12 protein-coding genes and 1 pseudogene are annotated in these 14,237 nt (G+C 54.9%); 3 read left to right on the top strand and 10 right to left on the bottom strand.

Going from position 1 to position 14,237, the window contains the following annotated elements; all coding sequences use genetic code 11:
* Positions 1-240: 240 nt before the first annotated feature.
* Together cynS and ACIOVD_RS02930 are read right to left on the bottom strand one after the other, a co-directional pair.
* Complete coding sequence (gene cynS / locus ACIOVD_RS02935) at positions 241-690, bottom strand: cyanase (RefSeq protein ID WP_159994962.1); 450 nt, start codon at positions 688-690, stop codon at positions 241-243.
* A 25-nt stretch (positions 691-715) separates the two neighbouring features.
* Positions 716-1,258 carry an OsmC family protein gene (locus tag ACIOVD_RS02930; protein WP_167654977.1) on the bottom strand — a complete coding sequence of 181 codons (543 nt, stop codon included), beginning with the start codon at positions 1,256-1,258 and terminating at the stop codon, positions 716-718.
* A 461-nt stretch (positions 1,259-1,719) separates the two neighbouring features.
* Between ACIOVD_RS02930 and ACIOVD_RS02925 the strand changes: the two genes are divergently transcribed.
* Complete coding sequence (locus ACIOVD_RS02925; protein WP_167654976.1) at positions 1,720-2,997, top strand: O-acetylhomoserine aminocarboxypropyltransferase/cysteine synthase family protein; 1,278 nt, start codon at positions 1,720-1,722, stop codon at positions 2,995-2,997.
* A gap of 165 nt (positions 2,998-3,162) precedes the next feature.
* Here ACIOVD_RS02925 and ACIOVD_RS02920 read toward each other — a convergent pair whose 3' ends face one another.
* The 8 genes from ACIOVD_RS02920 to ACIOVD_RS02885 all read right to left on the bottom strand — a co-directional run bounded on the left by ACIOVD_RS02920 (position 3,163) and on the right by ACIOVD_RS02885 (position 12,491).
* The gene (locus tag ACIOVD_RS02920) at positions 3,163-4,026 is read right to left on the bottom strand and encodes an MBL fold metallo-hydrolase (protein ID WP_159994968.1); all 864 of its coding nucleotides are present in this window, start codon (positions 4,024-4,026) and stop codon (positions 3,163-3,165) included.
* 11 nt (positions 4,027-4,037) lie between these two features.
* The gene (locus ACIOVD_RS02915) at positions 4,038-4,859 is read right to left on the bottom strand and encodes a sulfite exporter TauE/SafE family protein (protein ID WP_401126041.1); all 822 of its coding nucleotides are present in this window, start codon (positions 4,857-4,859) and stop codon (positions 4,038-4,040) included.
* A 99-nt stretch (positions 4,860-4,958) separates the two neighbouring features.
* Positions 4,959-5,873 (bottom strand): ABC transporter ATP-binding protein, encoded by a 915-nt coding sequence (locus ACIOVD_RS02910; protein WP_167654974.1) that lies wholly within the window; start codon positions 5,871-5,873, stop codon positions 4,959-4,961.
* A complete protein-coding gene (gene ntrB, locus ACIOVD_RS02905; protein WP_159994974.1) occupies positions 5,863-6,717 on the bottom strand; it encodes a nitrate ABC transporter permease in 855 nt (284 codons plus the stop codon). The genes ACIOVD_RS02910 and ntrB overlap by 11 nt, the downstream gene beginning before the upstream one ends.
* Before the next feature lie 9 nt (positions 6,718-6,726).
* On the bottom strand, positions 6,727-8,088 hold the full coding sequence (locus tag ACIOVD_RS02900; RefSeq protein WP_159994976.1) for an ABC transporter substrate-binding protein: 1,362 nt from the start codon (positions 8,086-8,088) through the stop codon (positions 6,727-6,729).
* Positions 8,089-8,115: 27 nt separating this feature from the next.
* Complete coding sequence (locus tag ACIOVD_RS02895) at positions 8,116-9,450, bottom strand: FAD-dependent oxidoreductase (protein ID WP_401126038.1); 1,335 nt, start codon at positions 9,448-9,450, stop codon at positions 8,116-8,118.
* The gene (locus ACIOVD_RS02890) at positions 9,447-10,580 is read right to left on the bottom strand and encodes an acyl-CoA dehydrogenase family protein (protein ID WP_159994981.1); all 1,134 of its coding nucleotides are present in this window, start codon (positions 10,578-10,580) and stop codon (positions 9,447-9,449) included. The genes ACIOVD_RS02895 and ACIOVD_RS02890 overlap by 4 nt, the downstream gene beginning before the upstream one ends.
* A gap of 300 nt (positions 10,581-10,880) precedes the next feature.
* Positions 10,881-12,491 carry a sigma-54-dependent Fis family transcriptional regulator gene (locus ACIOVD_RS02885; protein ID WP_159994983.1) on the bottom strand — a complete coding sequence of 537 codons (1,611 nt, stop codon included), beginning with the start codon at positions 12,489-12,491 and terminating at the stop codon, positions 10,881-10,883.
* A 615-nt stretch (positions 12,492-13,106) separates the two neighbouring features.
* Here ACIOVD_RS02885 and ACIOVD_RS02880 point away from each other — a divergent pair.
* Positions 13,107-13,400 (top strand): annotated as a pseudogene (locus ACIOVD_RS02880) (PLP-dependent transferase); the annotation flags it as partial.
* 7 nt (positions 13,401-13,407) lie between these two features.
* Positions 13,408-13,998, top strand: a complete 591-nt coding sequence (locus ACIOVD_RS02875) for a methyl-accepting chemotaxis protein (RefSeq protein WP_167654973.1) — start codon at positions 13,408-13,410, stop codon at positions 13,996-13,998.
* Positions 13,999-14,237 lie beyond the last annotated feature (239 nt).

The following is a 14,237-nucleotide window of genomic DNA, read 5'->3' as shown; positions in this document are numbered from 1 at the left end:
GCAATTCGAAGCGGTTACCGTCGACCCGTTGTTCATGCCGTTGCAGATAGGCAGTCAATTGCAACGATCGCGCCTTTGAAAGTAGAGAGCACAGGCTGGAGGAGTATCGACGCAGATCATTCATCACTTCATTGTTTTGGTCGGTTGTCATAAAGTAGCCCCGATAGAATGCTCGACCATGAGCGGCACCAAAAAAAACGCCTTCGCAATTTCTTGAGAAGGCGTTTGGCTAGCGAATAATCAGTAGCTTTTGTAAGGCAGAAATTTACCCGAAAGAACTACATTCACCCGATCACCCTTGGGATCGTTCTGGCGTTGAATATCCATGCTGAAGTCGATGGCGCTCATGATGCCGTCGCCAAATTCCTCATGGATGAGTTCTTTGATGGTGGTGCCGTAGACATTGACCAATTCGTACCAGCGGTAGATCAACGGATCTGCAGGTACGGAAGTGGGCAGAGATCCTTTGTAGGGCACGATCTGCAACCACGCTACCGCTTCATCAGGGAGGCCCAGGATTTTGCCGACGGTTTCAGCCTGAGCTTTATCGAAAGTCATCTGACCCAGGCAAGCTGCTGTAGTCCATTCTTTGGACATGCCCACGGCCTCGGCAATCTGACTCCACTTGAGGCCTTTACCAACTTTCGCCGAAACAATCAGTTTCGTGACTTCTTCGCGAGATGTGATCATCAGGATTTTCTCTGGATAAGTGGGTTTAGTCAGCCAGCGCGATGCTGAATGAGATCGGGTTGCGCATAGTGTTTGCTACTGGAGAATAGAAGTTTGCGTGCTTGACGATTTCGTTTAGCTCTTCGCGAGTAGCATCGCCCTCAATCAATACCTTTACGCGGATGTCCTGGAAGCCCATTTGCGCGGGTTCCTTTTCTGAACCGCCAGCACCCCAGGCAGCAGGGTTACCGATATCCCCCTCAATGAAAATTTCCAGCTTGGTCAGCTTGATTTGCTTCCAGGTAGCGACTGCGGTGATGCCCACAGCCAAGCAGCCGCCCAGACCCGACAACACGATTTCACCCGGAGCAGGTGCAGTGTCCTCGCCGAACAGGTGCAGAGGTTCGTCGACGACGACTGCCTCATGCTGGCCGACGTAGCTTAGGCTGCGGTACATGCCCTGCATGACAGTATGGACTTTGTTGGTACCTTGGTTGGATGGGTTGTTGCGACCTTTTTCAGCGAAAGCCATCAGACCATCACGATCAATTGGACGCAGGTAGGCTTTGACGGTAGTTGATTCGGACATATTGACTCCTCGGGGTAGGCGCGCAGCAGCTGGGCTGCCTTATGGATAGCAGATGATCAGCAAGTTAGATGCCAACTTTGTAAATAAAAAATAAGCTAATAGAATCAAAAAATTAGCTTAATAACGACTCATGGTTGTAGAGAGACAAGGTCGACATTTTGTTGACATTGTTTACAAAATGGGTGTTTTTTTCGCGATAACTCTGTCAGGGCGTCGGTCAGAATGCGGGGAAAACAGCCATTTTTTTTGCCGAACCAGCGACCTGGGCTTGAGGTTACGATGATGAAGCTGTTTTATCGGGTGCTTAACAACATCAGCAAAAAGCGGACAATTCCGATCCGGGACTGAAAAAGCTTTTTTAAATCGCTAAAGTTCCCGTTTGAAGATCAGCTATTGTCGGTTTAATAGAAATTCTGCTTCCACAAAATCCGGGACAACCTTCAAGGAGCTCAGTAACAATCATGAAAGACGCCACCATCGCGCTGCACCACGGTTTCAAGTCGGATCCGACCACCAAGGCCGTCGCCGTGCCGATCTATCAGAACGTCGCCTTCGAATTCGATAACGCCCAGCACGGCGCCGACCTGTTCAACCTGGACGTGCCCGGCAATATCTACACGCGGATCATGAACCCTACCAACGATGTGCTGGAGCAACGGATGGCCGCCCTCGAAGGTGGTATCGCTGCCCTGGCCGTCTCGGCTGGCAGCGCTGCGATCCACTATGCGATCCAGACCCTGACCCGAGCCGGTGACAATATTGTCACCACTCCGCAACTCTACGGCGGCACCTACACCCTGTTTGCCCATCTGCTGCCAAGCTTTGGCGTCGATGTGCGCTTCGCCTGCAACGACTCCGCCGAGGCCATCGCCGAACTGATCGATGACAACACCAAGCTGGTATACTGCGAAAGCATTGGCAATCCGGCGGGTAACATCATCGACCTCGAAGCCCTGGCCCAGGTCGCTCACGCCCGTGGCGTGCCATTGATGGTCGACAACACCGTGGCCACGCCAATCCTGTGCAAGCCGATCCAGTTCGGCGCCGACATTGTCGTGCACTCGGTGACCAAATATATCGGCGGCCACGGCAACTCCCTGGGCGGAGCGATCGTCGACAGCGGCACTTTCCCCTGGGCCCAATACCCGGAAAAATTTCCCGGCTTCAACCAACCCGAGCCGGCGTATCACGGTGTGGTCTACACCGAGAAGTTCGGCCCCGCCGCCTTCATCGCGCGAGCGCGCACAGTGCCATTGCGCAACACAGGCGCGGCACTGGCACCCATGAACGCGTTCCTGCTGCTTCAAGGCTTAGAAACGCTCGCGCTGCGCATGGAGCGTCACACTGACAATGCCCTGAAAGTTGCGCAATTTCTGCAGAGCCATGCTGAAGTGGAATGGGTCAGCTACGCCGGCCTCTCCGACCATCCTCATCACGCATTGGCGCAAAAATACATGCAGGGTAAACCGTCGGCGATTCTGTCGTTTGGTTTGAAGGGCGGTTATGACGCAGGCGTGCGCTTCTATGATGCTCTGCAAATCTTCAAGCGACTGGTCAATATCGGTGACGCTAAGTCTCTTGCCTGCCATCCGGCTTCCACTACCCATCGGCAAATGAACAAGCAGGAACAAGCGAAGGCTGGGGTGAAGCCAGAAATGATTCGTCTGTCGGTAGGCATCGAGGCGATTGAAGACCTGATCGACGATTTGCAGCAGGCGCTGGGTTCGACTCCGGCCTGATGTCAGGCAGTTGCCCAGCGCTACACGCGGAACAACTGAATGCGGTTCGGGGCAAAACTTGAGGATGGAAAGCGGAGAGAAAAGCGGGGCTTGAGAGAGCCCCTGACGCTCTCTTGGTCAAGCTTCAGACGGATGCCACTGCCGTGAGAACGCTATGCATGAACGTTAGTCCTCGTCCAGAGGGATTCGCAGGTAGCGTTTGCCATTCTCGGCTGGCTCCGGGAGCATACCTGCCCTGATGTTTACCTGGAGTGACGGCAACAACAGGTTGGGCATAGCCAGAGTTGCGTCTCGTGCCTCCCGCACTTGCACGAATGTGGCGATATCTGTGCCTTCGCGAACATGGATGTTCTGGAGGCGTTGGTCGTGAACGGTAACCACACTTTTCCGCTCTCGTCCTTCTGGCGGATAGTCATGGCACAGATAGAGTTGAGTGTCCGCTGGCAGTGAGAGAATTCGTTGGGCTGACGTGAAGAGTTGTTCTGCGTCGCCGCCCGGGAAGTCGCATCTGGCGGTTCCCAAGTCTGGTGCGAACAGTGTGTCTCCAACGAAGACGGCCTGGTTGTTCACAACATAGGCGACATCGGCAGGCGTGTGGCCTGGCACATACATTGCGATCGCTGTCATGCCGGCTATTTCGAAGTGTTCATCGTCCTTGAAGAAATAATCGAACAGCCCGTCGGCCTCGTAATATTCAGGCTCAAAGTTGTAGATCTTTCCGAAGACAGCTTGCACGGTTTTTACTTTCTCGCTCGCCGCTATCTTTCCTCCTGTCTTGCTGCGGATATACGCCGAAGATGACAAGTGATCGGCATGCATATGGGTTTCCAGCAGCCATTGGACTTCCAGGCCTTGGCTGACTATGAAAGCGAGGATTCCATCGGCACCTTTTGTGTCGGTTTTACCTGACCTGAAGTCATACCCCAGCACTGGGTCGATGACCGCGCACTCCTTCTGACCTTCTCTGTAGACGACATAGCTGAAGGTGCCTGTCACCGTATCGGTAAAAGTCTTGACCAGCATTTGCATGCAGTGACCTCTCAGCGAAGATATGGCATCAATGTCTTTACCAGCAACATCACGCCCACTGCGCACACCAGCAAAGAAAACCCTATTTGCAGCAGGCTGCCCGATACTTTTGGCGCCAGTGTGCGGCCGATCAGCATTCCAGCCACGGCGGCCCCAATAAAGCGCCATGCCGTGGGCTCTATGACCCCGCCTGTTATCAGGAATACGCTTACCGTGCCGGCTGAAATGAAGGCGATAACGGCCAAGGCCGTAGCGACAGTCCCGTGCATGCCGAGATTGCTGAATTGCCGAACGCCGGGCACGATTATGAAACCGCCACCCAGGCCCAGCATTCCGCTAAATAACCCGGAGATGCCACCGATTGATGACAGGCTTGCGAAGCACCGGTTAGTCCACCTGAACCGACCCGTAGAGGGGTTCACCAGGCATTTTGCCGAGAGCAGGTTTGAGCCTTGCCTGGTTTCAGGTTTACAGGGGGAAACTGCCTGTTTGAACATTCTGGCTGAAATGAATAAAAGCACCGTGCAAAAGATAATCATCAACGTCGTTATGGAGAGGTTTTTCGCCAGCCATAAGCCAATCGGGGCGCATAAAGTGCCAGCTACGGCCATCACCCCTGCGGCCTTGTACCTCACCAACCCTCTGCGTAAACCATCCAGACAGCCAATGAAGGCCGCGCTACCGACGGCAATGAGTGCGACAGGTTTAGCCTGGGGAAGGGTGTAACCCAGCCCAATCATCAACGCTGGTACAGCCAGAACTCCGCCTCCGCCTGTCATGCCGAGAGCAAGACCGACGCCTGCGCCATACAAAAAATCGAGAATCATATCCATCTTCTTTTATCGGGGGGGCGAGGAGCAGAAAGGCGAGTTGAACTCCCCTTGCCGCGTTTTGGCGCAGCATGGGGAATGAAGTTGGCCATCGTTAAGTGGTCAGTTGACCATTCTTATTTTGGGTTTCTGATCTTTAGAGGGATCGGGCGGGGGCGTGCTTTCTTCCAGGCCTGGGCGAACAATCAATGGCTCACTGTTCTGTGCAGAACCGCACTGCTGGATCTCTTTGGAGCGACGAACCAGGAAGTCGACCAGGTGATTTCGAATCCGGTAGAACTGAGGGTCATGATGGATAGTCTCTCGGCTACGCTCGCGCGGTAGCGTATTGATGACTATCTCTGCGACCTTGGCGTGAGGGCCGTTGCTCATCAGCATGATCTTGTCGGCCAGCAGGATGGACTCGTCTACATCGTGGGTGATCATGAAGACGGTCTGTTTTGTTGCCCCGCAGATCTTCAACAGTTCATCCTGAATCACCCCTCGGGTCAGCGCGTCCAACGCGCCGAAAGGTTCATCCATCAACAACATTTTAGGTTCGACGGAAAATGCTCTGGCGATGCCTACACGCTGCTTCATGCCGCCAGAGAGTTCACTGGGTTTCTTTTTCGCAGCGGATTTAAGCCCGACAAGATCAAGGAATTTCGCTGCATGCTCCAGGACTTGTTTGCGGTTCCATTCGGGATGGCGAGAGCGAACGGCGAAGGCGATGTTGTCCTCCACGGTCAACCAAGGGAGGAGCGCATGGCTCTGGAACACTACGCCTCGATCAAGGCTGGGGCCTGAAATCTCTTTCCCTCCCATGATTACACCGCCGCTGGTGGCTTCTTCCAGGCCGGCAATGACATTGAGAATGGTGCTCTTGCCGCAGCCGGAATGCCCGATGATGCAGACAAATTCGCCCTTCTGAATGCCGAAATTGATGTTCTCGAATACCGGAGGCAGATCGGCACGATATTGCTTGGTCAGGCCTTCGACCTTAATGAAAGGCGCGTTACTGGATTCATTATTCAGCATAAGTGACCTTCCTTTGCAGGCGAGCAAACATGAGATCAAGGAGCATGCCGATCACACCAATCATTAAAACGGCGAAGATGACGTTGCCCAGTGAAAGGTTGTTCCATTGATTCCAGACGAAATAGCCAATCCCTGTCCCACCGATCAGCATTTCCGCAGCGACGATAACCAGCCAGGCGATACCCATGGAAATGCGCATGCCGGTGATGATCGTCGGCGCTGCGGCAGGGAGGATCACCAGAAAGGCTTTGCGCAGCGGGCTCACCTCAAGCACACGGGCGACGTTGAGCCAGTCCCTTCTTACACCTGCCACGCCGAATGCGGTATTGATCAGCATCGGCCAGACCGAACAGATGAAAATGACAAAAATCGCTGACGTGGTCGAATCCTTGATGGTGTAAAGCGCAATCGGCATCCAGGCCAGTGGTGAAATGGGCTTGAGCACCTGGATGAATGGATCCAGGGCGCGATACAGCAATGGCGACATTCCAATGAGGAATCCCAGAGGTATCGCTACCAGAGCGGCGAGGAAATAACCTGCACCAACACGTGCGAGCGAGTACGCCAACTGGATGCCGATCCCCTTGTCATTGGGCCCGCGATCATAGAAAGGGTCGCTCAGGTTTTTGTAAGCCAGCGCGGCAAACTGAGCGGGTGTCGGAACGCCATTTGCGCTGCTCGAAGCGCCATCTGCAGACTTGCCCATCAGCATCGCGTATTCAGCGTCGTGCGCGATCTTCAGGTCTTGCTTGTTGGGCTGAGTTGCAAACTGCCACACCATCATCATGAACAGCAATATGCACACTGACAGCATTGCTGCCTTCAACTTGATTGTCGATTTCATAATCGCTCCTCAACTGCGCTTGATAGCAAAGCTGTTCAAATATTCAGTGGCCTTCGTGGGGTCGAACTCCTTGCCCATGATCGAGAACTTCTTGTACCCGTTGATCGGAGCCGCATCGGCTTCAGCCAGCGACAGGTTGGCCATTTGCTTTCTGGCATCCGTCATCAAGAACACTTTTTCAGCCAGGTCGTTAAAGTTCATCTCGCCTTTGATGTAGCCCCAGCGCTTCATCTGCACCAGCATCCAGGTGGCCATCGAGTACCAAGGCATTGGATCGAAGCCGGCGCGTCCTGGTTGATTCTGCACCGTCCCGAGACCATCGGCGTAACGTCCGGTAAGCGCTTGACGGATCACGATTTCAGGCTGGTTCAGGTAGTTCGGTGTCGAGATTGCCTGAGAGATGGTCTGCAGGTTTGCAGGGTCTCTCGCGGCGGTCGAAGACTTCAGAATCGCTCTGTACAGCGCGGCAAAGGTATTGGGGTTTTCTTCGATAAAGGCCTGCGACGACCCGAACGAACAGCAAGGGTGGCCATCCCAGATATCCTTGGAGAGAATGTGGATGAAGCCGATTTCGTCATACACCGCGCGCTGATTGAAGGGGTCTGGGCCAAGAAAACCATCGATGTTGCCGGCCCTCAGGTTGGCGATCATTTCTGCGGGCGGCGTGACGCGAAGCTGAACGTCTTGATCAGGGTCCAGTCCATGCTCGGCCAGGTAATAGCGAAGCAAATAGTTATGCATCGAGAATTCGAACGGAATGGCGAACTTGAAGCCTTTCCAGTTTCTCGGATCGCGATTGTCCTTATGCTTGAGCGCGAGGGTAATCGCCTGGCCGTTAACGTTCTGGATTGTGGCAACCCGCATGGGCTGCGGGCTAGAGCCGAGCCCCATGGAGATGGCCAGTGGCATCGGGGCGAGGAAATGTGAGGCATCCAGCTCGCGGTTGAGCATGTGGTCTCGAACCAGCGCCCACCCTGCGGTCTTTTGAAGGCTGACTTGAAGGCCCTGTTCGCTATAGAAGCCCATGGGGTCAGCCATGATCAACGGGGTCGCGCAGTTGATCGGGATAAAACCGATTTTGAGGTTTTTCTTCTCAAGAGGGCCGCGTTCATCAGCCATGGCCTGAAGCGACGGTAGCGGCAGAACCGATGCGATCGCCGCCATTGCGGTACTGATACCCACCGCCTTGAGAAATTGTCGACGAGTGTGCTCGTTCGGGAACAGTGCCTTGACCGCAGCCGCTTCGATAAAGTCATGGGACAACGCTTCTTCGTCCCGGACGTGATCGGCCTGGCTTGCATGGGCTCCGCAACTGCATCCACCCAGGTTTGACTCACTTGAGTAGGGGGTAAAAATATTAGTTTTGCTCATCCCGACGCCCTCACGAAATTCCATTGATTACGCAGCTTTATTGCTGCCTACGCGCAGCAAGGAGCCAGGCTGGCCATTTACAATTTGATGCATCACCAGGTAATTGACGTCTTCTTCCAGAACGATCCACTCACCTTCCGGGCGAGGCGATCCGTGGATTTCAATGGGAAGTGAGCGGGTCTTGAGTCGGATAACGGGCTGTGCGTGGACGTAAGCGGCGCCGGGTATGCCAAGCGCCTCATGAGCAATTGCCCGGGCCTGCTTGGCGATAGGTTCGATGAAGCGGCACGCCATGCCATCCAGACTCACACAGTCTCCCAGGGCAAAAACATCGGGAGAGCTGGTCCGCAGCGTTGCGGGATTAACCTTGATGCCTCGTTCAAACTCCAGTCCGGCAATCCGCGCCAGCCGGTTTTCGGTTGCCAGGCCGATAGCCGCGACGATGTGATCCACTTCAATGACGACGCCACAGGTCGTGGTGATGCTTTTCACGCCAGCGCCCAGGTCTGTGATTTTTGCAACCTGAACACCGCCGATGTAATTGATTCCGCACTTCAGTTGGCTGGCTTTCAGTCGTTCTGCGGCTTGAGTTGGCAGCAGTCCGCCAAGGGGGAGGGTTTGGCGGTCGATCAGCGTCACTTCGTGGCCGGCTTTGGCAAAGTCCTCTGCCATTTCGCACCCGATCATCCCTGCGCCGACGATGGCTACACGTTGTGGGGCTCGTGCCAGTTGAATCTGGAGCCCGCTCCAACCCGCGAGGTCGTTGACGCGCCAGCACAGGTGCGCAGGGAATTCTGGTGGAAGGATCGGTTTTGCGCCTTGGGCCAAAATGAGTTTGGTGTACTGAAGGGCGCCACGCGTCGTGCGAAGCTGATGCGAGCCCGTCGCCAACCCCACCACAAATGTTTCGGTATAAAGCTTCACGCCTAAACGCTTGGCTGCATCGTTGGCGGATTCTCGAACGATTGCATCAGCCGTGATCCCTCGGCTCAGCGCTACAGACAGTTCTGGCTTGTGGTAAAGATTGCCGACGCAGGCACTAATGAGGGTGATGGGGATTTCAGCATCCAGCGTACGGATGGCTTCGACGGCGGCCCAGCCAGCCAGGCCCGCACCAACGACCACAATTCCAGGCGCTTGCGTCGGGCCAACGGGCGCGCAGGATGGAGCGGCTTCGCATTGGACAAAAGGCTCAAAGTCGACCTTGGTGACACCGCAAAGCGGGCATTCCCAGTCATCCGGAATGTCCTCGAACCGCGTGCCGGGAACGAGGCCGCTATCCGGGTCCCCTTGTTCTTCGTCGTAAATCAGACCGCAGGCGCGGCAGATGAACTGCTTCCAGGTATCGACTAAAGCGCTCATTTCGGCATTTCCTCTTTCATCAGTCGTGCCATTTCCCATCGCAAATGTTTGATGGCCGGGGTGACGATGGCCACGAAATGGGCTTCGCGAATACGGCGTTGCGGCGCCGCACTTTTCAGGTACCCACGAGCCCCCTGATGCAGCAGCGCCGACTGCGTGGCACGCAGGGCAAGCTCGGCGCCTTGAGCGCGTGCATCAAGTACTTCGATGAAGAAGTCCTTGCTGTCGTCGTAGGGCGTCAGGGCAAGCCGGGCCACCCGCGAGTTCAACTCATCGAGTTCGGCTTGCAACTGATCCTGACGGTCATGCAAAAAGTGGTTTACGTGGCCCAGAACGGGCTCCACTTCACGAATCGAATCGATGCTGCCATCAACCAGTCCGGTGGCCATGCCCGCCTGTAGAAGTACGAAGGCGGAGCGGATTTTGGCAATGAAGGGTTTGGCGGGATCGGCAATCAGGTTGTCCTCGCCGACAAAGTAATCCTGCAGTTGAACGCGCCAGGTACTCGTACCTTCCATGCCTGAGAAATCGGGGCATGTTCCCAAGTCGACAGTGTCGTCTATATCGAGCAAAAACATGATTTCGTGGGAGGTGCTGCCATCGGCATTTTCGACCTTTGCGATGGCGCCGCAATACTGGCCCTTGGCGATGTGACTGACCCATGGAAGCGTTCCGGAAACCTTGTAGCCTCCCGGCACCTTTCGAGCCCGGAACACCATGCTCTCGATACCGGCAAAGGTTTTCATCGGATTTGAAAGCGCGGTGCCGCCGAACGTCTTGCCCTTGGCGTGAGCGTCCAGCCGGGCAAGCAGCGCAGGGTTGCCGGATTGCTCCATGTACAGGCCGCAGACGTCGTGACACCACATCAGAAAGCCGGTAGACCCACATGAGCGAGTGACTTCGTTCATCGCCGTCAGTGCAAGGTCAAAACGGTTGCCGTAGCGGTTCAAGTGGATGCCCAAGGCACCGCTGGCACCCAGATCGCCCATCACGTCGAGCGGATAGTAGCCATCATGATCAATGGTGTTCGCGAGCTTGGCCAATGGGCCGCGAGAAATCTGCTGAACCTGCTCCATGAGGGTGGGTTCGGCGCCAGGCGTCAGTTGTGAAAAACGAGGTGCGACGTTCACAGAGCGGCCTCCTGCAGATTAACGCTCATGCAGACACCGCGGCGTTTGATGGATTCGCTGTTCTCGCAAGAGAGGTTCTGGTTCATGAGGGGCTTCTCCATTTCCTGTCCCTTCCTTTGAAGGGCATTGATAGAGAGTCAATTGCAGGGGGCGTGCCAAAAACGCTTAAACATCAAAAAGTCATATATTTCATATGGTTATGAATGTATTCATAGGGTATGGATCGCGAAGGGCGGCCAGAGTGATCGATGCCGTGAACAAAATGTAAGCATTGTTAACATTCTGTTGTTTTTTAATGGGCTACTCCAGGCCCATTTTCTTGATGCGGTAATTGAATTGACGAGAGGTCAATCCAAGGAGCTGGGCCGCCCTGGATTTATTACCGCCTGCCTGGGCCAAGGCCCTGGTAAGCGTTTCGGCGGAATGTGACTCAGCCGATACGTAGGGTCGAATGGCATAACTGAAAGGAATCGCTGGCTCGCGAGCGTACTCGGGTGTTGATCGTCCACCTGAAAGCGCCAGATTCTCTTCTGTGCTGGCGCTGAAAAATGGTTTCAAGTCTTCAGCACTCATCGACGATTTTTGCGCCAGAAGAACGATTCTCTCAATCATGTTCGAGAGCTCACGGATGTTGCCGGGCCAGTGGTGATCTTCCAGCAACTGGATGGCATCAGCCTTCAGGTTGATGTTGCGCTGATTGACCTGGTTGACCTTGTTCAAGAAGTGCATGGCCAGAACAGGGATATCGCTGCGCCGACTTGCAAGGGATGGAAGATGGATAGGGATCACGTTCAGGCGGTAGTAGAGGTCCTGCCTGAACTGGCCGCGGCCGACTTCGGTCGCAAGATCACGGTTGGTCGCGGCGACCAGTCGAACGTTGATTTTGATCTCGGATTTCCCGCCAAGCCGGGTGATGATGCCCTCCTGCAATGTTCGCAGTAGTTTGGTCTGCATCTGCAGTGGCATCTCGCCGATTTCGTCCAGAAATATGGTGCCGTCATTGGCTTGCTCGAACCAACCCGCACGCATCGCTGCGGCTCCAGTAAAGGCACCTTTTTCGTGGCCGAACAATTCAGACTCGAAGAGACTTTCAGGGATGGCGGCGCAGTTGACCTTGATGAAGGGCTTGTCACGTCGTGGGCTGGCCAAATGCAGGGCCCTGGCAAAAAGCTCCTTGCCTGTACCTGATTCACCAAGCAGCAGGACACTGGCCGTTGCGTCAGAGACACGCTCCAGCTCAGAAATCGCACGTAGCAATTCGGGAGCGTTTCCGACAATGCCGTAGCGAGTGGCGTCCGCATGAAGCGCTTTGGTCAGCAGATCGTTCTGCATGGAAAGTGCGCGGGTTTTTTCTTCAATGTAGCTTTGCAAATGCAGTGATTGCCCCACCAGTGTCGTGAGGATACGAAGAATAGTGATGTCGTCAGCGAGCGGTCTGGATCTCAGGCGGATTCGATGGCAGGCGAGGGCACCGACAGTTTTATGGCCTATCAAGACCGGTAGAGCGAGGAAGGCAACCTGTCCCTCAGGCAGATTTTCCCTGGCCACCACACGACCCAGAAATACAGGATCGTTGTCGATATCCTGGACAATGATCATTTGTCCGGTCGCCAGCACTCGACCTGTAATGCCTTCATTAAAGGCGTACTTCCCACGACTCATTTCATCCCGGGTGAGGCCGTACGCATGTTTGATGCTGCCCGATCTTTCCCCTTCATTGATGAGCACGATGCGGCCACGGTTCAACCCCAAAAGCTGGGAAAGCAAATGCAGGACCTCCTTGAAAACCAGTTCGGGGCTGAAGTTTTTGCCAGCAATGGCCATCACCTGCTGAAGCAACAACATCTCTTGGGCGCGCCAATAAGCCGGAGTCTCGCCACTGCCCGCTTCACTTTTCACATCGTCTGCCATCAGAGTCTCCCGTTCGAGCAATAGAGAGGAGTATGCACAGATCATGCCCGCAAATGAAGGCGAGTAGGTGGCGTGCAGTTTGCCAAGTTGTCCTTGGCTCTAACTGTTCACTTCGTTTTCACTGCATGAGAATTTACATGACTCAGACTCTTCAGAGACTGTCCTCGACCTTATCATTCAGTGGTCAGATTTTATTTGCTGATCTGCCAGATATTCATCTTTTGGGATTCAGAAGCATCCTCTGTACTCGACCGGGCCGGGAGGGCGGCGCGGAACAGCCAACACACTTTAAAGGGCATATTAAGTAGCCTTAAAAAACGTGGTAGGGCTGCCGTGGCCGGGCAGACCCTGATGCAGATGTCAGAGTGTCCACTGGCGTACTTGGAGCATGCGGTGTTGACGATGGCGCAGGCGTCGAGAGAGATCGTTACATCAGCCGCCGTGCTCCGTCTTATGACGAAAGGTTGCAATTGACCTGGCTCCAGGCAATCACAGCCATTAAAAAAGCGGCCCTTTGGCACAACATCGTTTCTCGGCGGTGCTATTTTTCACTATATTGGCCGCCAGATCTGGTGAGTGACGCAACATCCACCGCCTTCAGTGCGAGTAGTCCTAATGAGTAAAAAACCAGACGACGCAGGGCTTGTTAAAGCAGGTTCGGGAACCCGTGCAGTGTGGGGCGGGGAGCAAGTCAGGCATCCCTACAATGCCACTCAAACGCCCATCGTGGTCAGCGCCGCCTATGGTTATGACGACATCGACGTCTGGTACGACGTAGTGTTGGGTAAGGCGCCAGGTTTTATTTACAGCCGCATGAGCAACCCGATGGTCGAGATTCTCGAGGCAAAAATTTGCGAGCTAGAGCTGGCCGAATCCGGCGTGGCGTTCAGCAGCGGGATGGCGGCGATCCGCCGCGGTGCAAGCCCTGTCAGGGGACATAACCCACGCGGTGGCAACGGTCCAACAATTGGCAACGGAGAGCGAAAATATCAGCGCAATCCTGGGGGTGGTCCGTGGAATTGCCGAGCAGACCAATTTGCTTGCCCTGAATGCGGCTATTGAAGCCGCCAGGGCAGGGGAGCAGGGTCGAGGTTTTGCTGTGGTCGCGGACGAGGTCAGGAGCCTGGCACGCAAAACGCAAAATGCCACCGGAGAAAATCAGAGGCTTATCCAGCAATTGCAACGAGGCACGCAGGAGGCGGTCGATGCCATGCAGGTCAGTCAGGCGAAGGCTTGCGACAGCTTGCAGCAATCGGCACAGATCAGTCAGGCGTTGGACCGGATTGTCGAGGCGGTTTCGGTGATTACCGAGATGAACATGCAGATCGCCAGCGCGGTCGAGCAGCAATCAGCGGTGGCCGATGAGATCCAGCAGAGCATCGCGAATATCGATGCAGTGGCCACGGCGGTGACACAAGGGATGGATCAAGCATCAGAAGCCAACACGCGATTGAACAGACTCGCCGACCACCAGCGGGATTTGGTGTGCCGATTCCATACGCAGTGAAGGACGCTGTCTATTGAGCGTCCCTGGATCACTCGCACCGTTCAAGCGCAATATCTGTCCAGAGCACCCGAATCATCGTGCCACCCGCTCGAGTCTGAAGCGGCTGAAACGGGCGATAGCCCAGGCTGTGTGAAAACGCATACACCGTTTTGAAGTCTGCACTGCTACGTAAAGTCTGCCAGCGTTTGGTTGGAAACGTAGCTCAAGGATCGTCTGGTGCCGCTATCCCCTCTGCGATC

The sequence above is a fragment of the Pseudomonas sp. NPDC087626 genome (assembly GCF_044743405.1).
Lineage (GTDB): Bacteria > Pseudomonadota > Gammaproteobacteria > Pseudomonadales > Pseudomonadaceae > Aquipseudomonas.
This window is presented reverse-complemented; position numbering and strand designations above follow the sequence as displayed.